The organism is Rathayibacter rathayi (genome assembly GCF_004011095.1).
Lineage (GTDB): Bacteria > Actinomycetota > Actinomycetes > Actinomycetales > Microbacteriaceae > Rathayibacter > Rathayibacter rathayi.
This window is the reverse complement of the sequence record NZ_CP028129.1, coordinates 1,114,063-1,132,716: the sequence shown is the minus strand read 5'-3', so window position 1 is coordinate 1,132,716 and position 18,654 is coordinate 1,114,063. Positions and strand designations below refer to the sequence as shown.

The following is an 18,654-nucleotide window of genomic DNA, read 5'->3' as shown; positions in this document are numbered from 1 at the left end:
CGGATGAGCCTTCGCCAACTCCTCATAAGCCTTCCGTCCATGCCCTCCGAGCTGCCCTCGTTCGATGCGGAGGCGGCCCCGGCCGATCCGATCGAGCTTTTCGGGCAGTGGCTCGAGGAGGCGAAGGACGCGGGGCAGCGCCTCCCCCACGGCGCCACGGTGTCCACAGCCGCCGCCGACGGCACCGTCTCGGCGCGCGTGTTGGTGCTGCGCGAGATCGACGAGGCTGGTTGGGCCTTCTCGACACATGCGTCCAGCCCAAAGGGGCGCGACCTGGCGGAGAACCCGCACGCCGCGCTGACCTTCTTCTGGCCGGTGCAGGGCCGGCAGGTCCGCGTGGAGGGCCGCGTCGAGCGCGCCAGTGCGCAGGAGTCGGCCGACGACTTCCGCCGCCGCTCCGACGCTGCGCGAACGGCGCTCCTCGTCGGACGCCAGAGCAAGCCGATGCGCAGCGCTGACGACTTCGGCCTGGTCACGCTGCAGACCAGCGTCGCCGTGAGCTGCTCCCCCGCCACGCTCGAGCGCGACTGGGCCGTCTATCGAGTTCTTCCCGAGCGAATCGAGTTCTGGCAGGGCTCGACCGCCCCCGAGCAAAACCACACCCGCCTCGAGTACCACCCGGGAACGACGGAGGCGGGCGGCTCCCGATGGGAGCGCACCCGCCTGTGGCCCTGAGCCCGAGAGCTACGCCTTCTTGACGCTCAGCTGCTCGATGATCGCCTGGGCGACGTCGTGCATGGTGAGGCGGCGGTCCATTGATGCCTTCTGGATCCAGCGGAACGCCTCGGGCTCGGTCAGGCCCATCTTCTCGTTCAGCAGGCCCTTGGCGCGGTCGACGAGCTTGCGCGTCTCGAAACGCTCGACCATGTCGGCGACCTCGGCCTCGAGGGTGAGGATCTGGGCGTAACGCGAGAGAGCGATCTCGATCGCGGGCAGCAGGTCGTTCGGAGTGAACGGCTTCACCACGTAGGCGAGCGCTCCGGCCTCGCTCGCGCGCTCCACGAGTTCCTTCTGGCTGAAGGCCGTGAGCAGGACGACCGGCGCGATGTGGGCCTTCGACAGGCGCTCGGCCGCCGAGATACCGTCGAGCTGGGGCATCTTGACGTCCATGATGACGAGATCGGGGCGCAGCTCGGTGGCGAGAGCCACAGCGGTCTCGCCGTCTCCTGCCTCACCGACCACCTCGAAGCCGTTGTCGCGGAGGATCTCCACGATGTCGAGGCGGATGAGGGATTCGTCTTCGGCGACGACGACCCGACGGGGCGCGGTCGACGAGGGTTCCTGGTCAGTCACGCCGATGAGCCTACGGTATTCTCGACGAGCTGGTGATGAGCCGGTGTGGCGGAATGGCAGACGCGGGGCACTCAAAATGCTCTGCCCGAGAGGGCGTGTGGGTTCGAGTCCCACCACCGGTACACGCCGTCGTGCACGCCGCGTGCCTCCGCTCGCTACCGTCGTGGGATGAGCATCGACCCGTGGCCGCTGTTCTCGCTGGAGCTGCGGACGCCGCGGCTCCAGCTCCACCCCGTGCGCGACGCCGATCTCAGCGGCCTGGCCGAGGCGGCCCTCGCCGGCGTGCACGAGAGCGGCCGTTCGCCGTTTCCCTCCCCGTGGGCGCAGGCTCCTGCCGAGCGCCTGCCCGCGGAGCTCGCCCGCTTCCACTGGTCGCAGCGGGCACAGACGACTCGGGAGTCGTGGCGCGTTGCGTTCGCGGTGATCGAGGACGGCTGCGTGATCGGCTGCCAGGACGTGGTGGCCGAGTCGTTCGCCGCCACCCGCACGCTCACCTCGGGCTCGTGGCTCACTCGCTCGGCGCAGGGCCGAGGTCTCGGCCGGGAGATGCGCGCCGCCGTCCTGCTCCTGGCCTTCGACCACCTCGGAGCCGAGGTCGCCGAGAGCGCGGCTCTCGCCTGGAATACGCGCTCGATCCGCGTGTCGGAGGCATTGGGCTACCGACCGAACGGGACGCACCGGATCGTGGGCGCCGACGGTGCGGCCGTGGAGGAGGTGCGCTTGCGCGTCACCTCCGAGACCGTCGCGCGGCCGGAGTGGACACTGGCTGTCTCGGGGATCGAGGCGGCTCGCGCGACTCTCCTGTAGAGGCGATGGCGGTCGAGGAGTCCGAGAGGCCTGGCCGCTGCCGATGTCGCGCGCCGCCGACGTCCCGCCCGCGTCCCGGGAGCGGCGCTCCCGAGCGCCGGTCACCAGAACATCGTGCCCGGCGCACCCTTGAACGGGCCCACCACGCGCGAGGTGATCCACCCGCCGTAGAAGTCGCCCGGCTGCGGCTGGACCGTCTCGCCGGCGACGGTGCACGAGTCCATCCGGCCGGGGTACAGGGCAACCGGGTCGACAAGCGCCTCGAACCCGGGCATTGGCTCGGGGTAGGTCCAGCCCGCTGCCGCAGCGATCGCTCCTCCCCCGCCCCTGACGGTGAGGTAGGAGGCTGCGCCCTTGAACTCGCAGATGCTGCGACCGGGCGCCGGCTCGAGCGCTCCGGGCGCGAACGAGGACACGGGGAGGTAGTAGACGGGCGGGTGGCTCGTCTCGAGAACGCGGAGTGCGTCGGTAGTCTCGGCGACCACGACGCCGCCCAGCGTGACGACGACGTGCTCCGAGGTGGTCTCGACCCTGGGCGGTCGCGGGTAGTCCCAGACGGATTCCTGGCCCTCGGCGGGCGGCACACGCTGCATCCCGCTCACGCTACGCGGCGCCAAGCAGCAGTCCACCGCCTCCCAGAGGATGCCCGGGCGGGCACCGCTACGCTGCTGATCGCCGCCGCTGGGACGCACGGACGCCCCGGTCGCGTAACGTCGTCCTTGCGCCGGAATCCCGAGACCGCGCGCAGAAGGAATCAAGAGTGCCCACCGAATGCATCCACGGCCTCGACATCGCGCTCTGCGACGTCTGCTCCCCGGCCAAGCTCCCCGAGCCCGTCGGCCGCGCCACCCGTGCCCCCGCGCGCGTGCCGGGCACCTCCCGGGCGGCCACCGCCCGCGCCGCCGCTCGCGGCACGGTGCGCGAGAAGCCCCTGCCCGAGGTCGACATAGCCGCGCAGCGGATCTACCACGTCACCCACCTCGACAATCTCGAGGCGATCGTCGCTGCCGGTGCGATCCTGGCCGACCAGCAGCTCGACGAGCGCCCCGCGGTCGACGTCAGCGCCGAGACGACCCGCGAGCACCGCCGTGCCGTGCAGGTGAAGGACGGCGTGAGCGTCGCCGGCTTCGTGCCCTTCTTCCTCTCGCCCGACGCCGCGCTCTGGGCCGACCTGCGCGGCGAGCGCGTCGCTCCGCACTGGTCGCCCAGCGCCCAGGCGACCACTGCCTCGCAGTACGTCGTGCTGGTGGGCTCACTCGCCTCGGCTCCGGTGCTCAGCGACGGAGACGCCTCCCATGTGCTGACCCGCTTCACCGAGGGCGACGCCCTGGTGCGCACTGTCGCCCGCCTCCTGGTCGATGAGCCGGCGCTGCGCAGCGCCGAGGCACTCGTGCCCGAGCGCTTCCCGCTCGACGGCGTCGCCACAGTCGGAGTGGCCTCGGTCGCCGCACGCAAGCGCGTCAAGGCGCTCTTCGAGAGGATCGACGCCTCGCCCCGCGTGGCCGTCTACCCGCCGTGGTTTTATCCGGTAGCTGCCGAGGAGTGATTCGGCGCTAGTCGGCTTCGAGCAAGTCCAGTCGGTCGGCGAGGTAGCGGCGTATCGGCATCAGACCCTGATCGCCAAGGCCCGGCGCCCAGCGCACCAGTACCTCGGAGCCGCGTACGACCAGCGGCTCCTGTCCCGCGACGAGGGCGCCGGCGTCGAGCGCGAGGGGTCGCCAGCCATAGTTGACGATCTCGCCCTCCGGGAACGGGCCGTCGAAGGCGGCGCGGCGGATGTCGCGCCGGGCCTCCTGCGACTCCGATTGGTTGTTGGCATGCAGCGGAGCAACGGCCCGCGTGACCGATCCCGTAGCGAACAGCTCGCCCTGGCGCCCGAGAAGGAGCACGCCCAGTCGCCAGGCCCGAGTGACCGGAGCCATGACGGGCTTGCGTCGAAAGCCGAGGATCGCCCGCGGGGCGCGCAGCTGTGCGAGGGCCTGATCGGCGACGCCGCGCGCCTCGAGTTCGGCGCACACCTCCCCGAGCAGCGCGGTCAGGGCGGCGACGGCCTGCTCGGCCCCAGGTGGTGCGGGCATCGCTCCTCCTCGTTGCGTCCCGCCAGGCTACGGGCGGCACCGGCAGCGGACTCTCGCCCTCCGCACCGGCGTCGCCGCCGCGCACCGCTAGCATCGCCTGACGACACCGAGGAGGACGAGCGATGCGCGTCATCATGATGGGCCCGCCGGGAGTGGGCAAGGGCACCCAGGCGGTCGCGCTCTCGCGCACACTGGCGGTGCCGGCGATCTCCACCGGCGAGCTGTTCCGCGCCCAGGTCGCCGGCGGCACCGAACTCGGCCGACGGCTGAAGGCGCTCGTCGAGGCGGGCGAGTACGTGCCGGACCAGCTCACGAACGCGCTCGTCGCCGAACGGATCGACGAGGACGACGCCCGCGACGGCTTCATCCTCGACGGCTATCCGCGTACTCTCACGCAGGTCGACGCTCTCACCGAGTTACTCGAGGAGCGCGGGACACCGCTCTGGTGCGTCGTCCTGCTCACAGCCGACGTCGATGTGGTCCTCGCGCGACTGCACGCACGGGCGCAGGAGCAGGGACGGGCGGACGACGACCCCGAGGTGGTGCGGAACCGGATCGAGGTCTACGAGCGCGAGACCGCTCCCCTGGCCACGGTCTACGAGGAGCGCGGCCTGCTGGTGCGCATCGACGGCTCAGCCGCGCAGCACGAGGTGGCGGAAAGCATCCTCGCGGCGTGCCGGCTCATGTGAGCCGACCCGCCGCGACAGGGAATCAGATCGCCGAGGCGAGGACCTCGTCGAGCTTGGCGGAGGCCTCCTCATCGGTGCCCTTCAGGGCGAGCGAGAGCTCCGAGACGAGGATCTGACGGGCCTTGAGCAGCATCCGCTTCTCGCCGGCGGAGACGCCGCCCGCCTGCTCGCGACGCCACAGGTCGCGGACGACCTCGCTAACGCGGTAGACGCTGCCGCTGGCCATCTTCTCCTGGTTGGCCTTGAAGCGGCGCGACCAGTTGCTGGCCTCCTCCGCGACATCGCTGCGCAGGACGTCATACACGGCCTGGACGCCGGCGTCGTCGATGATCTCGCGCACGCCCACGAGCTCGGCGTTCTCGACGGGGAGGGTGATGGTGAGCTCGCTGGTGTGCACGTTCATCGTCATGAACGTCTTCTCGACGCCCTTGACCGAGCGCTTCTCGAGCCCGGTGATCGTCACCGCTCCGTGGTGCGGGTAGACCAGGGTCTCGCCGACCTCGAATGTCATCATGTCGTGCCTTTCGTCGTGGGGCGTGGTGGGAGTGAGGAGTCGAGGGGCCGCAGCGTCGCCTCGGCGAGCCACGGCGGCAGCAGCGCGACGAGATGCTCGACGAGCTCCTCGTCGGTGCGGTCGAGCGAGCCGGCGAGCCACGCGCCGACCACGGCGAGAACCCCGCCGGCTGCGAAGACCGCGGTGAGTTCGGGGTCCACCGCAGAGGGGACGTCGACTCGGGCGAGCACCGCCCGGTGCAGGGCCAGGGCCGTGTCGAGCACGGCGTCGTCGGATGCTACTCGGGCGGAGGCGCGGGCCCGGAGGCGGGCGTGGAAGGCGTGGCGATCGACCAGGCGCTCGACGAGGCGCGAGTAACCGCGCCGGAGGGCGTCCGCTCCTGAACGATCGGCCGAGGAGGTTTCGGCGACATCGGCGACCACAAGGTCTTGCCGGAGCAGCGCGGAGGCGACGCCCGCCGCGTCATCGAAGTGGGCATAGAACGCGCTGCGGCTGATGCCGGCTTCGCGCACGATATCGCTGACGGCGATTCCCTCTGCTCGCTCGCCGTCGCTCTGCATCACGAGGCGCTCGACCGCGTCGAAGACCCGGCGGCGGGTGCGTAGGGCTCGCGGATCGGCGGAGCCGGGCGCCGACGAGGACTCCGCCGCGGGCACGGAAGCGAAGCGCACGGAAGTCATCCGGGAGAGTCTACCACTTCCCGGACAGGTGTACGGGAAGCGGATCAGGCTCCGCCGGTCACCCACCGCGCCGCTCCGCTCGCCGCCGCGGTGTCGCCGAAGCTGGTGGTCAGGACCCAGCGGACAGTGTTGTCGAGTCGGCCCCTCGGATCCTCGCGGTAGCGGGAGTGATCGAGCATGCCCGCCATCGCTCCGGCGTGCAGGGTCCGCATCAGCAGCGCGCCGACTCCGGCGATCATGGTCGTCAGCCCGCTGTTGACCGCCCAGACGGCACTGCCCGGTCCCAAGAGGCCCGCGTCGGTTCCCTATTCACGGGCGATGATCCAGTCGGGGCGGGGGCGGGGGCGGGGGCGGGAGCGGGAGCGGCGGCTCATCCGCCGAGTGTGCACCCCGGACCCTGGTGACGGCCGGCTGTTCTCTCACCCTTCGTGGGGTCAGTCGGCGAGCAACTCCCGGACATCGTCGGCGGTCAGCGCTCGGGCAAACAGCTCACCCTCGTCGAGCACCGCCGTACTGAGGCGGCCCTTGCGCTCCTGGAGACGCACGATCTTCTCCTCGATGGTGTCGGTCGCGACCAGCCGGTACACGTTCACTCGCCGCTCCTGGCCGATGCGGTGGGCCCGATCCACGGCCTGCGCCTCGGCGGCAGGGTTCCACCACGGATCGAGGACGAACACATGGTCGGCCTCGGTGAGCGTGAGTCCGGTGCCGCCCGCCTTGAGGCTGATCAGGAAGACGGGGGCGGCACCGGAGCGGAACTCCTCGATGACGCCGGCGCGATCCCGCGTGGACCCGTCAAGCTGGACGAAGGGGATCCCGCGCCGACGGAGCTGCTCCCCCGCACGCTCCAAATACGACGTGAAGGTGCTGAAGACGAGGGCCTTGCGGCCCTCGGCGAGCACGTCGTCGAGCTGCTCGACCAGTAGGTCGAGTTTGGCGGACGGGACGTGCCGGTAGGCCGGGTCGACCAGGGAAGCGTCGAGCGCGAGCAGGCGGAGCAGGGTGAGCGAGCGGAACACGGTGAAGCGCTGACGGTCGAGATCGTCGACCATCCCGAGGAGCTTGCGCCGCTCGCGCTGAAGGTAGCCGTCGTACAGCACCCGGTGAGCGGGTGTCAGCACGACCTCGAGCGTCTGCTCCTGCTTCTCGGGCAGCTCCGGTGCGACCGCCTCCTTCGTGCGGCGCAGGAGGAACGGCCGTAGCCGACGCCGCAGACGCTCGAGGCGTCGGCGCGCGCCTTCTGCGTGGCCGACCGTCCGCCCCTCGGACAGATCCGGCGAGGCGATCCCGATCGGCGCCTCCGCATGCAGGATCGGCCGGGTGTACTCCTCTCGGAACCGGCGCAGCGGCGGCAGCAGGCCGGGCGCGACCAGCGCCAGAATTGCCCACAGTTCGTCGAGCGAGTTCTCCAGCGGCGTGCCGGTGAGCGCGAGGACGACGGGGGCACCCACACCGCCCGCGGCCCGGTGCGTCTGCGAGGCGGGATTCTTGACGAACTGCGCCTCGTCGAGGATCAGAGCCGACCACTCCCGTTCCGCCCAGCGTTCGCCCGCGAGGCGCAGGACCGCGTAGCTGGTGAGCACCACGTCCACGTCCTCCGGGATCGCGTCGAAGGCGCTCTCCCGCGAACTCGCGACGACGTGGAGCCGCAGCCCCGGCGCGAACCGCTCGGCCTCGGAGCGCCAGCCGGGCACGACCGAGGTCGGGGCGACCACGAGGAACGGCGCGCGACGGGCTCCGACGCGGCGCCCCTCCTGCACTGCCCACAGCATCATCGCCAGCGCCTGCAAAGTCTTGCCGAGTCCCATGTCGTCGGCGAGAATCCCGCCGAGCCCGTGGCCAAGACGGTGCACCAGCCAGGCGTAGCCCGCCCGCTGGTAGGGGCGTAGCTGCGCGGTGAGGCCGGTGGGTGCCTTCACCTCGCCCGGCGAGCCGGCGGCCAGGGCGGAGGCGAGCACGTCCCGCCAAGCGTCGGAGGCGACGCTCTCGTCGGCCAGCTCCGCCAGCTCGCTCCAGAGTTCGGTCTGGTGCCGACCGAGCCGCGGCCCCGTCTCCCACTCGTCGAGCTCGTCGGCCCGGGCCAGCAGCTCGCGGAGCCGTTCGAGGCCGGGGTGCGCGAGCGAGAGGTAGGAGTGGTCGACCAGGCGGATGCGGTCGCCACCTGCCGCCAGGGCTCGGAAGAGTGGCAGAAACGGCACGGTCGCGTCGCCGATCGTCACAACGACGCCGAGGTCGAACCAGTCGGCGCTCTCGGTGTCGACGGCGGTGATGGTGAGGGTGAGCGGGCCGTTCAGCAGCCGATAATCTGGAGCGGCGCCCTCGCGCTCCACCCGCACGCCGCCGACCCCCTCCAGCTGCGGCAGCTGCTCCACCACGAAGACCGCGGCCTCGGCCCCGCGCAGAACCGCGCTCGTCCCCGGCTCTGGGAGCACGGAGGACCCGGCCTCTCCGAGCACGGAGCGCACCCGGCGGAGCACGGCCCGCTCCAGGACGTCGTCGGCCGTGCCGTCCAGCTCGGTCGCGCGATCGGGCGTGCGGCGCCAGTGCCAGCCGACCCGGACGGTGCGCCGGGGCTCGAACGCTACCGTGCAGACGAGGCGGGGCGGCTCGGGCTCGTCGAGCAGGAGGTCGACGCCCTCTTCGCGGAGCGCGATGCGGCCGCGGAGGGCCGGGAGGTGCTCGCGGACGAACTCGGGGACGTCCTCGGCCGGGACGCTCGTCTGCTCGGGGTGGTCGAGGAGCCGCACCTCCTCGTCGTCGAAGGGCAGCGGCGCGGGGGCGAGCAGGATCGAGGACGGATCGCCGTGCTCGACCGCGTAGACGCCGTGCCGGGCGACCGGACGCGCCGACTCCAGCGGATACTCCGCCCCGCCGATCCGCAAGACGGGCCGGAGCCGCAGCGCGCCCTCCTCCGCCGTCAGCGTCACCGCGACGTGGGCGGGACTGCTCAGGCGCACCGTGCCCTTCTCGGGGGCGAGCAGTGGTACGCCGACGGCTGGCGCCTGCTCGAGCAGGCGCCAGAGCAGCGGGCTCTCGTAATCGTCGAGGTGGATCCAGTCGGGGTCCTGCCCGAGGTGCACCGTGCGGGTGGCCTGGTGGAGCGCGGCGAATTCGGCGAACCAGCGCTGATGCGCGGGGTCGAGTGAGAGCCGGTGGGTCTGGAAGTTGAGCGACTTCCAGGTGAGCGTGGTGCGATTCCAGGGGCCGCCGCGTCCGCGCACGACGGGCCGGGTGGCGAGGCGGTGGTCGCGGCGCTCGGCCGGGTCGTAGCCCTTCGCCGTGACGCGCTGGCTCGAGGGGGCCCGCCACGGATCGTCGGCACGGCGCACGAGGCGGCGCAGCTCGAACTGCAGGCCGATCGGTGTGAGTACCGGTGACGCCTCGACCTCGGTCGAGCCGCTGAGTTCACCGACGCGGGCGCGCCAGGAGGAAGGGATCGACTCGGGAGGCATCGCTCCATGCTGCCACGCACCTCCGACACCCCCGTCAGACCCGCCCTGCGGGCAGAATCGGAACATGAGCAGCAACGACTCTCCCTCGCCCACCGTCCTCGCCCTCGGTAGCGAGAGCCTGCGCATCGCCCTGACCACCGCCGGGGCCGAGATGACCTCGCTCCGCGACGGCGAGGGCCGCGAGTACCTCTGGCAGGCCGGGCCCGAGTGGCGTCGCCACGCTCCCGTGCTGTTCCCGATCATCGGGCGCCTCCCGGGCGACGCCCTGCAGCACGACGGCGTGGAGCACCGGATGGGGCAGCACGGCTTCGCGCGCGATCGGGTCTTCGATCTCGCCGGCGTCTCGGCAGACGAAGCCGTGTTCCGGCTCCGGAGCGACGACGCCACGCGCGCGATGTTCCCCTTCGACTGGACGCTACTCATCGCCTACGCCGTGACCGACGCGACGCTGCGAATCACCCAGACCCTCGAAAACCGCGGCTCGACTCCGCTGGGCTATTCGCTCGGCAACCACCCGGCCTTCGCGCTGCCGCTGCCCGGCGGCCGTGGCGAGCATCGCATCCGCTTCGCGCAGCCCGAGCCGGAGGGCTACCGCCGCGCGCCCGAGAATCTGCTGCTGGCGGCGCGCCACCCCGCGCCGCTCGAGGACGGCGTGCTGGCGGTGGACGACGGGCACTTCGCGGAGGGCGTGATGATCTTCGATGAGTCGCGCCGCCGCACGCTCCGGCTCGAGGCCGACGGAGCGGCCCGCTCGATCGAGATCGACACCGGGGACTTCGATGTGGTCGGGGTGTGGAAGCCGGTCGGAGCACGGTTTGTCTGCCTGGAGCCGTGGCGGGGCGTGCCGACGCCGGAAGGCTGGGACGGCGACATCGTCGACAAGCCGGGCCAGATCGTCCTCGGACCAGGCGAGCAGCGCACGCTGTCCTCTCGCATTGCGCTGAGCTGAACGTCCTCCCGCTGGATCGGTGCGTCGAGCCGCTCGAAGCGGCGGATGATCAGGCCCTCGCGCACGGCCCAGGGGCAGATCACCAGCGTCTGGACGCCGAGGGCGTCCATCGCGGCCTCCGCGACGAGGGCTCCCGCGAGCAGTTGCGGGGCGTGCAGGGCGGAGACTCCCGGGAGCGCTGAGCGGTCGGCCGCGCGGAGCGCGGTGAGGCGGGCGCACCAGAGACGCAGATCGACCGGATGCAGCTCGCGGCGCACGAGGGGGCCGGCCGCGCGTGAAGCGGTGCCGGCCCGCGCGAGCGAGCGGAAGGTCTTGGAGGTGCCCGCCACGAGGGCGGGACGACGCAGGGCCCGGCCGCGTGCGCGACCGGGCCCTGCGGGGAGTGCTGGACTCAGTGGTCCCAGTTCTCGGCCCTGTCGGCCGAGCTGGACGAGCCGACGATGTGCACCCGCATGTCATTCGTTGTGCCGGCGCGCCCGGGGGGCGATCCGGAGACGACGACGACGGTCTCGCCGGGCTGAGCGAGACCCTCGCGCAGCAGCACCGCGTCCACCTGCGCGAACATCGCGTCGGTGTGGTTCACCCGCGGCGTAACGAAGGACTGAACGCCCCAGTTCAGCGCCATGCGGCGACGGACGGCGGGCTCGGGGGTGAAGCCGATAATCGGGATGCCGTGGCGCAGGCGCGTCATGCGACGCACCGAGTCGCCCGACTCCGTGAACACGCAGAGGAACTTCGCCTCGACGAACTCCGCGACCTCGGCGGCGGCCAGCGTGACCGATCCACCCTGGGTGCGGGGCTTGCTGCCCAGCGGGGGGATCCGCTCCAGGCCGTGTTCCTCGGTCGACTCGACGATGCGCGCCATCGTCTGCACAGTGACGACCGGCCAGGCTCCGACGCTGGTCTCGCCCGAGAGCATGACCGCGTCCGCGCCATCGAGGATGGCGTTCGCGACATCCGAGGCCTCGGCCCGGGTGGGACGGGGGCTCTCAATCATCGATTCGAGCATCTGGGTCGCGACGATGACCGGCTTCGCCCAGCGGCGGGCCAGCTCGACGGCGTGCTTCTGCACGATCGGCACGGCCTCGAGGGGCAGCTCGACGCCGAGGTCACCGCGGGCGACCATGATGCCGTCGAAGACGTCGATGATCTCTTGCAGGTTGTCAACCGCCTGCGGCTTCTCGATCTTGGCGATGACGGGAGCCTTGCGGCCCTCCTCCGCCATGATCTCGTGCACGCGCGTGATGTCGCTGGCGTTGCGCACGAAGGAGAGCGCGATGATGTCGGCGCCGAGACGGATCGCCCAGCGGAGGTCGTCCTCGTCCTTCTGCGAGAGGGCCGGGACGTTGACCGCGACGCCGGGCAGGTTGATGCCCTTGTTGTTCGAGACGTTGCCGGGGACGACGACCTCGGTGATCACGCGGGGGCCCTCGACGGCGGTGACGCGGACAGCGACCTTGCCGTCGTCGATGAGGAGCATGTCGCCCGGGTTCACATCGTCGGGGAGGCCCTTGAACGTGGTGCCCGAAAGCTCGCGCGTGCCGAGGACATCCTCGGTGGTGATGGTGAAGACGTCACCCTCGGCGAGGGCGTACGGGCCGCCCTCGAACTTGCCGAGGCGGATTTTCGGCCCCTGCAGATCGACGAGGATCGCGACAGCGCGGCCGGCGTCGTCAGCGGCCTTCCGCACGATGCGGTAGATGCCTTCGTGGACGTCGTAGCTTCCGTGACTGAGGTTCATGCGGGCCACGTCCACTCCGGCGTCGATGATCGCACGAATGGTCTCGTACGACGACGTTGCCGGGCCGAGGGTGGCGACGATTTTCGCTCGTCTCATTGAGGGGGTGCTCCGTTGTTCTGCGCCCCGAGGCGCGTCGTTAGCGGGGGAAGTGAGCTGATTGCTGGCGGGCCGACACTATCGCGTCCGGAGGACTAGAGCGTGAAGCCCCGGTCGTTCGGGCCGACGGGCGCCGGCAGCGACGTGGTGCCCTCGAGGTAGCGGTCGACTTCGGCCGCAACGGAGCGGCCCTCGGCAATCGCCCAGACGATCAGGGACTGGCCGCGCCCGGCGTCGCCGGCGACGAAGACCCCGGGGGCGCTGGTCTCGAAGGAGGCGCCGCGCGCGACGTTGCCGCGATCGGTGAAGGGAACCTCGAGCTGGCGAGCGAGGTGGTCAGCCTCCGGACCCGTGAAGCCGAGAGCGAGCAAAACCAGATCGGCCGGGATCTCGCGCTCGGTGCCCGCCTTGGGGACGCGACGCCCGTCGAGGTACTCGGTCTCGGCCACGCGCACCGCCCGGACCTCGCCGCCCTCGTTGGCGAGGAACTCCACGGTCGAGGCGAGGAACACGCGCTCGCCACCCTCTTCGTGTGCGCTCGAAACCTCGAACACGGTCGGGTCCATCGGCCAGGGCTGAGTGTCCGGGCGCTCGGACGGCGGCTGCTGCCCGATCGCCAAGTTGGTGACCGAGGCGGCCTTCTGACGGTGTGCGGTGCCGATGCAGTCGGCTCCGGTGTCGCCTCCGCCGAGGACCACGACGTGCTTGCCCTCCGCCGAGATCTGCTCGAAGACGCGGTCGCCGGCGATCGCGCGGTTGGACTGCACCAGGTACTCCATCGCGAAGTGCACACCGTCGAGGTCGCGCCCGGGGACGGGCAGGTCCCGTGGGACGAGGGCACCGGTCGCGACCACGACCGCGTCGTAGCGCGCGCGCAGGTCGTCCCAGGTGATGTCGGAGCCGATGTCGACGCCGGCGCGGAAGCGGGTTCCCTCGGCCTTCATCTGGTTCAGACGCAGCTCGAGGTGCTTCTTCTCCATCTTGAAGTCGGGGATGCCGTAGCGCAGGAGTCCGCCGATGCGGTCGTCGCGCTCGTAGACCGCCACCGTGTGCCCGGCGCGAGTGAGCTGCTGCGCGGCGGCGAGCCCCGCGGGGCCGGAGCCGACCACCGCGACGGTCTTGCCGGTCAGGCGCTCCGGAGGGTGCGGCTGCACCCAGTCGTTGCCGAACGCTTGATCGATGATCGAGACCTCGATCTGCTTGATCGTGACCGCCGGCTGGTTGATCCCGAGCACGCAGGACGACTCGCACGGTGCCGGGCAGAGCCGACCCGTGAACTCCGGGAAGTTGTTCGTCGCGTGCAGACGCTCGATCGCCTGGCGACCCTCGCCGCGCCACATCAGGTCATTCCACTCGGGGATCAGGTTCCCCAGCGGGCAACCCTTGTGGCAGAACGGGATGCCGCAGTCCATGCAGCGGCCCGCCTGACGGCGCAGCACGGCGGAGTCGCCCTGCTCGTAGACCTCTTTCCAGTCCATCAGGCGCACGGACACCGGGCGCCGATGAGGCAACTCCCGGTCCTGCACCTTCAGGAACCCCTTGGGATCAGCCACCGGTTACCTCCAGAATCCGTCCCCAGACGACGTCGCCGTCGGGGTCGAGCCCCTCCTCGACAGCGGATGCGCGCGTCGCGAGCACCGCAGCGAAATCGCGGGGCAGTACCTTGACGAAACGCGAGACCGTTCCGTCCCACTCATCGAGCATCCCCTGGGCCAGGGGTGACTCGGTCTCGGCGACATGGCGTTCGAGCAGGTCGCGGAGGATCTCCGCATCGGCGCTGCCGAGCTCGGAGAGCGTGAGCTCACCGGACGCGAGGGCGTCGCGGTTGACGAGCTCCCGGCGCAGGCCGTGGATGTAGGCGGTGCCGCCGGACATGCCTGCGCCGAGGTTCCGCCCGGTCTCGCCGAGGATCACCGCCAGGCCACCGGTCATGTATTCGAGCGCGTGGTCGCCCACGCCCTCGACCACCGCGGTGGCGCCGGAATTGCGCACAAGGAAACGCTCGCCGACCATCCCGCGAAGGAACATCGTGCCCTGGGTCGCCCCGTAACCGATCACGTTGCCCGCGATCACGTTGGCGGAGGCGTCGAACGTGCTGCGGCGGTCAGGCCGCATCACGATCTGGCCACCCGAGAGCCCCTTGCCGACGTAGTCGTTGGAGTCGCCTTCGAGGCGCAGCGTGATGCCCGCCGGGAGGAACGCTCCGAACGACTGACCGGCCGAGCCGCGCAGCGAGACGACGATGGAGTCGGCCGGCAGGCCGTTCTCGCCGAAGCGGACCGTGACCTCGTGGCCGAGCATCGTGCCGACCGCGCGTTCGGTGTTCTTGATCGCGCGTTCGATCGAGACGGTGCCGCGATGATCGAGGACATTCGCTGCGAGACGGATCAGCTCGTTGTCGAAGTGCTGCTCGAGCTCGTGCTTCTGGCGGCGCGCGTTCCGGCGCGGCTCGTCGTCGGCGAACTCGGGGCCGACGAGGATCGGCGTCAGGTCGAGTCCGCTCGCCTTCCAATGCTCCACGGCGCGGTTCACGTCGAGCAGCTCGCGGCGGCCGACGATCTCGTCGATGCTCCGGTAGCCGAGGTGCGCAAGGTACTCGCGCACCTCCTGAGCGATGAACTCGAAGAAGTTGACGACGAACTCGGGCTTGCCGGTGAAGCGCGTGCGCAGCTCCGGGTTCTGCGTGGCGACGCCAACGGGGCAGGTGTCGAGATGGCAGACGCGCATCATGATGCAGCCCTCGACGATCAGCGGAGCCGTCGCGAAACCGAACTCCTCGGCCCCGAGCAGCGCGCCGATGACGACGTCGCGGCCCGTCTTCATCTGCCCGTCGACCTGGACGACCACGCGGTCGCGCATGCCGTTGAGCATGAGGGTCTGCTGGGTCTCGGCCAGGCCGAGCTCCCAGGGGGTCCCCGCGTGCTTGAGCGAGTTGACCGGGCTCGCACCCGTGCCGCCGTCGTGGCCCGAGACGAGGATGACGTCGGCCAGGGCCTTCGCGGTGCCCGCCGCGACCGCTCCAATACCCGACTGGCTGACCAGCTTCGCGTGGATGCGGGCCGAAGGGTTGGCGCGCTTGAGGTCGAAGATCAGCTGCTTGAGGTCCTCGATCGAGTAGATGTCGTGGTGCGGAGGCGGAGAGATCAGCCCGACCCCGGCGGTCGCATGGCGGGTGCGCGCGATCCACGGGTAGACCTTGGTCGGCGGCAGCTGACCGCCCTCGCCGGGCTTGGCGCCCTGGGCGAGCTTGATCTGGATGTCGTCCGCATGGGTCAGGTACATGCTCGTGACACCGAAACGACCCGAGGCGACCTGCTTGATCGCGGAGCGACGCTCGGGGTCGAGCAGGCGCTCGGTGTCCTCGCCGCCCTCGCCGGTGTTCGACTTGGCACCGAGGCGGTTCATCGCGATCGCGAGCGTCTCATGGGCCTCGGGCGAGATGGAGCCGTAGCTCATCGCTCCCGTGGAGAAACGCTTGACGATGGCCTCGACCGGCTCGACCTCGTCGAGCGGGACGGGCGTGCGTCCGCCGGCGAACGCGAACATGCCGCGGAGGGTCATCAGCGCGGTGGACTGGTCGTCGACCATCGAGGTGTACTCGCGGAAGATGTCGTAGCGGCGGTTGCGGGTGGAGTGCTGCAGGCGGAACACCGTGTCCGGGTTGAACAGGTGCGGCGCACCGTCGCGACGCCACTGGTACTCGCCTCCGACCGCGAGACGCTCGTGCACCATGACGGCGCCGTCCTCCGGATAGGCAGCGCGGTGACGTGCCGCATTCTCTGCGGCGACGACGTCCATGCCGATGCCGCCGAGCTTGGAGACCGTACCGGTGAAGTACTGGTCGACGAAGCCCTGGCTGAGTCCCACGGCCTCGAACGTCTGCGCTCCGGCGTAGCTCGACACGGTCGAGATACCCATCTTCGACATGATCTTGAGCACGCCCTTGCCGAGGGCCTTGATCACGTTCTTGACGGCCTTCTCGGGCGAGATGTCCGAGAGCATTCCGCTGCGGACGAGGTCCTCACACGTCTCCATCGCGAGGTACGGGTTCACCGCGGAGGCGCCGTAGCCGATCAGCGTGGCGACGTGGTGCACCTCGCGGACGTCGCCGGCCTCGACCACGAGCCCCACGCGCATCCGGTTCTCGGTGCGGATCAGGTGGTGGTGCACCGCGGCGAGCATCAGCAGCGACGGAATGGGCGCGAGATCCTTGGTGGAGTCGCGATCCGAGAGAACGAGGAACTGCGCTCCCGCGGCGATCGCCTCGTCGGCCTCGTCGCACATCGCGTCGATCCGCTCCTGCATGGCGCGCGGACCGGCGTCGACGCGGTAAAGACCGCGGATCGTCGTGGTGATGTGGCTGAGCGGACGCGGCGCGATGTGCTGAATCTTCGCGAGTTCGTCGTTGTCGATCACCGGGAAGTCGAGGACCACCTGACGCGCGTGCTCGGGACCGGCGCTCAGCAGGTTGCGCGACGGCCCGAGGCCGAGGCGGAGCGAGGTGACGACCTCCTCGCGGATGGAGTCCAGCGGCGGGTTCGTGACCTGGGCGAACGCCTGCGTGAAGTAGTCGAACAGCAGGCGCGGGCGCTGCGAGAGCACCGCCACCGGCGTATCCGAGCCCATCGCCCCGAGCGGCTCCGCACCGGCGCGTGCCATCGGCAGCAGAAGGAGGCGGACCTCCTCCTCCGTGTAGCCGAACGTGCGCTGGCGGCGGTTGACCGAAGCGGGAGTGTGCACGATGTGCTCACGCTCGGGGAGGTCCCTGAGGTTGATGCGGCCGTTCTCGAGCCACTCCTCGAACGGACCGGAGTCGGCGAGCTGCGCCTTGATCTCCTCGTCCTCGACGATGCGGCCCTGCTCGGTGTCGACCAGGAACATGCGGCCGGGCTGGAGACGTCCTTTGCGGACGACCTTCGCCGGGTCGATGTCGAGCACGCCGATCTCACTCGCGAGCACCACGAGTCCGTCGTCCGTGACCATGTAGCGGCCGGGACGGAGCCCATTGCGGTCGAGCGTGGCGCCCACGAAAACGCCGTCGGTGAAGCCGATCGCGGCTGGGCCGTCCCACGGCTCCATGAGCATCGAGTGGTACTCGTAGAAGGCTCGGCGCTTGGCGTCGAGGGCGCCGCCCTGGTTCTCCCAGGCCTCGGGCACCATCATCATCACCGCGTGCGGGAGTGAGCGGCCGGCCAGAGTGAGCAGCTCGACGGCCTCGTCGAAGGACGCGGAGTCGCTCCGGCCCGTCGAAACGATCGGAAGCAGCGGCGTGAGGTCGCCGAGCTCGCGGCTCTTGAGCTGCGACTGGCGGGCGCGCATCCAGTTGCGGTTGCCCTGCACGGTGTTGATCTCGCCGTTGTGAGCGATCATCCTCAACGGCTGCGCGAGCGGCCAGGACGGGAAGGTGTTCGTCGAGTAGCGGGAGTGCACCACCGCGAGCTTGGACGCGAAACGCTCGTCCGAGAGATCAGGGTAGAACGGCTCCAGCTGGAGGGTCGTCACCATCCCCTTGTAAACGAGTGTGCGGCTCGACAGCGACATGAAGTACGCCTCGAGCTCTCGCTCGACGCGCTTGCGCAGGCGGAAGGTCTGCCGGTCCAGGCGGAGGGAGGCCAGCGGGACCCCGTCCTCGTCGGTCAGCTCACTCGAGACGTAGAGCTGCTCGATCGCCGGCATCGCGGCGCGGGCGAGGGTGCCAATCTCGTCGGGCTGCACCGGCACCGTTCGCCAGCCGAGCACCGTGAGGTTCTCCTCGCGAGCGATCTCGGCGATTGACGCCTTCACCCGCTCGCGCGCGAAGAGATCGACGGGCAGGAAGGCGTTGCCGACGGCGTACTCCCCCACGGGCGGCAGCTCGACCGGAGCGACCGCGCGAAGGAACTCGTCGGGAGTCTGGGTGATGATGCCCGCGCCATCACCCGTCCCGGCGTCGGAGCCGACGGCACCGCGGTGCTCGAGGTTGCGCAGCGCGTCGAGGGCCGCGTCGATGATGTCGTGGCCGGGGGTGCCGCGCAGGGTGGCGACCATCGCGAGGCCGCACGCGTCCTTCTCTGCGGCCGGGTCGTACATCCCCTGGGTCGGCGGCGTACCGATGAAGGGCACGACGGGAACCTGGGGCGAGGGCTGGGCGGAGGCCATGTGAACCGTCCTCACGGGGGTGATGGCTAATCGGGACGTCGCTGGCCCGCGGAGGTGGAGGAGTGAGGGCTCCCCGGTCGGGAGAGCCGCAGGGTTCTGCAGCGGTGCGAGCGTCGTGCGCCGCCGGCGGTGCCTGCACGGCTTACCACTCGCGGCAGCGCTCGTGGCTGCGCCGTGAGGGGCGGTCGCGGAGGTGTCGGGCATCGGGAGGCGATCG

The 18,654-nt window shown here is 70.6% G+C and carries 15 protein-coding genes, 1 tRNA gene and 1 pseudogene; 6 read left to right on the top strand and 11 right to left on the bottom strand.

The window, feature by feature from the left end:
- Nucleotides 1–39: 39 nt before the first annotated feature.
- Complete coding sequence (locus C1O28_RS05585) at nucleotides 40–675, top strand: pyridoxine/pyridoxamine 5'-phosphate oxidase (protein ID WP_160487499.1); 636 nt, start codon at nucleotides 40–42, stop codon at nucleotides 673–675.
- A 9-nt stretch (nucleotides 676–684) separates the two neighbouring features.
- Here C1O28_RS05585 and C1O28_RS05580 read toward each other — a convergent pair whose 3' ends face one another.
- A complete protein-coding gene (locus C1O28_RS05580; protein WP_097166028.1) occupies nucleotides 685–1,293 on the bottom strand; it encodes an ANTAR domain-containing response regulator in 609 nt (202 codons plus the stop codon).
- 39 nt (nucleotides 1,294–1,332) lie between these two features.
- Here C1O28_RS05580 and C1O28_RS05575 point away from each other — a divergent pair.
- Nucleotides 1,333–1,415: transfer RNA gene (locus C1O28_RS05575), tRNA-Leu, on the top strand.
- Nucleotides 1,416–1,461: 46 nt separating this feature from the next.
- A complete protein-coding gene (locus C1O28_RS05570; protein ID WP_097166029.1) occupies nucleotides 1,462–2,100 on the top strand; it encodes a GNAT family N-acetyltransferase in 639 nt (212 codons plus the stop codon).
- Between the two features lie 101 nt (nucleotides 2,101–2,201).
- Here the strand turns inward: C1O28_RS05570 and C1O28_RS05565 are convergent, their stop codons facing one another.
- Nucleotides 2,202–2,693, bottom strand: a complete 492-nt coding sequence (locus C1O28_RS05565; protein WP_097166030.1) for a DUF427 domain-containing protein — start codon at nucleotides 2,691–2,693, stop codon at nucleotides 2,202–2,204.
- Between the two features lie 167 nt (nucleotides 2,694–2,860).
- Between C1O28_RS05565 and C1O28_RS05560 the strand changes: the two genes are divergently transcribed.
- Nucleotides 2,861–3,646 carry a DarT ssDNA thymidine ADP-ribosyltransferase family protein gene (locus C1O28_RS05560; protein ID WP_160487498.1) on the top strand — a complete coding sequence of 262 codons (786 nt, stop codon included), beginning with the start codon at nucleotides 2,861–2,863 and terminating at the stop codon, nucleotides 3,644–3,646.
- Nucleotides 3,647–3,653: 7 nt separating this feature from the next.
- Here C1O28_RS05560 and C1O28_RS05555 read toward each other — a convergent pair whose 3' ends face one another.
- The gene (locus C1O28_RS05555; RefSeq protein ID WP_097166032.1) at nucleotides 3,654–4,178 is read right to left on the bottom strand and encodes a hypothetical protein; all 525 of its coding nucleotides are present in this window, start codon (nucleotides 4,176–4,178) and stop codon (nucleotides 3,654–3,656) included.
- A 122-nt stretch (nucleotides 4,179–4,300) separates the two neighbouring features.
- On the opposite strand from C1O28_RS05555, the gene C1O28_RS05550 reads away from it, so the two are divergent.
- Nucleotides 4,301–4,867, top strand: coding sequence for an adenylate kinase (locus tag C1O28_RS05550; RefSeq protein WP_097166033.1), 567 nt, complete (start codon nucleotides 4,301–4,303; stop codon nucleotides 4,865–4,867).
- A gap of 22 nt (nucleotides 4,868–4,889) precedes the next feature.
- On the opposite strand, the gene C1O28_RS05545 is transcribed toward C1O28_RS05550, so the two are convergent.
- The 4 genes from C1O28_RS05545 to C1O28_RS05530 all read right to left on the bottom strand — a co-directional run bounded on the left by C1O28_RS05545 (nucleotide 4,890) and on the right by C1O28_RS05530 (nucleotide 9,513).
- The gene (locus C1O28_RS05545) at nucleotides 4,890–5,378 is read right to left on the bottom strand and encodes a CarD family transcriptional regulator (RefSeq protein ID WP_068257183.1); all 489 of its coding nucleotides are present in this window, start codon (nucleotides 5,376–5,378) and stop codon (nucleotides 4,890–4,892) included.
- Nucleotides 5,378–6,061: a TetR/AcrR family transcriptional regulator gene (locus C1O28_RS15380; RefSeq protein ID WP_104316023.1), complete on the bottom strand. Its 684-nt coding sequence runs from the start codon at nucleotides 6,059–6,061 to the stop codon at nucleotides 5,378–5,380. The genes C1O28_RS05545 and C1O28_RS15380 overlap by 1 nt, the downstream gene beginning before the upstream one ends.
- Nucleotides 6,062–6,105: 44 nt before the next feature.
- Nucleotides 6,106–6,348, bottom strand: a complete 243-nt coding sequence (locus C1O28_RS05535; RefSeq protein WP_237397979.1) for an oxygenase MpaB family protein — start codon at nucleotides 6,346–6,348, stop codon at nucleotides 6,106–6,108.
- A 147-nt stretch (nucleotides 6,349–6,495) separates the two neighbouring features.
- Nucleotides 6,496–9,513, bottom strand: a complete 3,018-nt coding sequence (locus C1O28_RS05530; RefSeq protein WP_097166035.1) for a DEAD/DEAH box helicase — start codon at nucleotides 9,511–9,513, stop codon at nucleotides 6,496–6,498.
- A 64-nt stretch (nucleotides 9,514–9,577) separates the two neighbouring features.
- Between C1O28_RS05530 and C1O28_RS05525 the strand changes: the two genes are divergently transcribed.
- The gene (locus C1O28_RS05525; RefSeq protein ID WP_097166036.1) at nucleotides 9,578–10,462 is read left to right on the top strand and encodes an aldose 1-epimerase family protein; all 885 of its coding nucleotides are present in this window, start codon (nucleotides 9,578–9,580) and stop codon (nucleotides 10,460–10,462) included.
- 50 nt (nucleotides 10,463–10,512) lie between these two features.
- On the opposite strand, the pseudogene C1O28_RS05520 reads toward C1O28_RS05525, so the two are convergent.
- The 4 genes and pseudogenes from C1O28_RS05520 to gltB form a co-directional block, all read right to left on the bottom strand.
- Nucleotides 10,513–10,791 (bottom strand): annotated as a pseudogene (locus C1O28_RS05520) (Ppx/GppA phosphatase family protein); the annotation flags it as partial.
- A 62-nt stretch (nucleotides 10,792–10,853) separates the two neighbouring features.
- The gene (pyk, locus tag C1O28_RS05515) at nucleotides 10,854–12,299 is read right to left on the bottom strand and encodes a pyruvate kinase (protein ID WP_097166037.1); all 1,446 of its coding nucleotides are present in this window, start codon (nucleotides 12,297–12,299) and stop codon (nucleotides 10,854–10,856) included.
- A gap of 95 nt (nucleotides 12,300–12,394) precedes the next feature.
- A complete protein-coding gene (locus tag C1O28_RS05510) occupies nucleotides 12,395–13,852 on the bottom strand; it encodes a glutamate synthase subunit beta (protein ID WP_097166038.1) in 1,458 nt (485 codons plus the stop codon).
- A complete protein-coding gene (gene gltB, locus C1O28_RS05505; protein ID WP_097166039.1) occupies nucleotides 13,845–18,437 on the bottom strand; it encodes a glutamate synthase large subunit in 4,593 nt (1,530 codons plus the stop codon). The genes C1O28_RS05510 and gltB overlap by 8 nt, the downstream gene beginning before the upstream one ends.
- Between the last annotated feature and the right edge of the window lie 217 nt (nucleotides 18,438–18,654).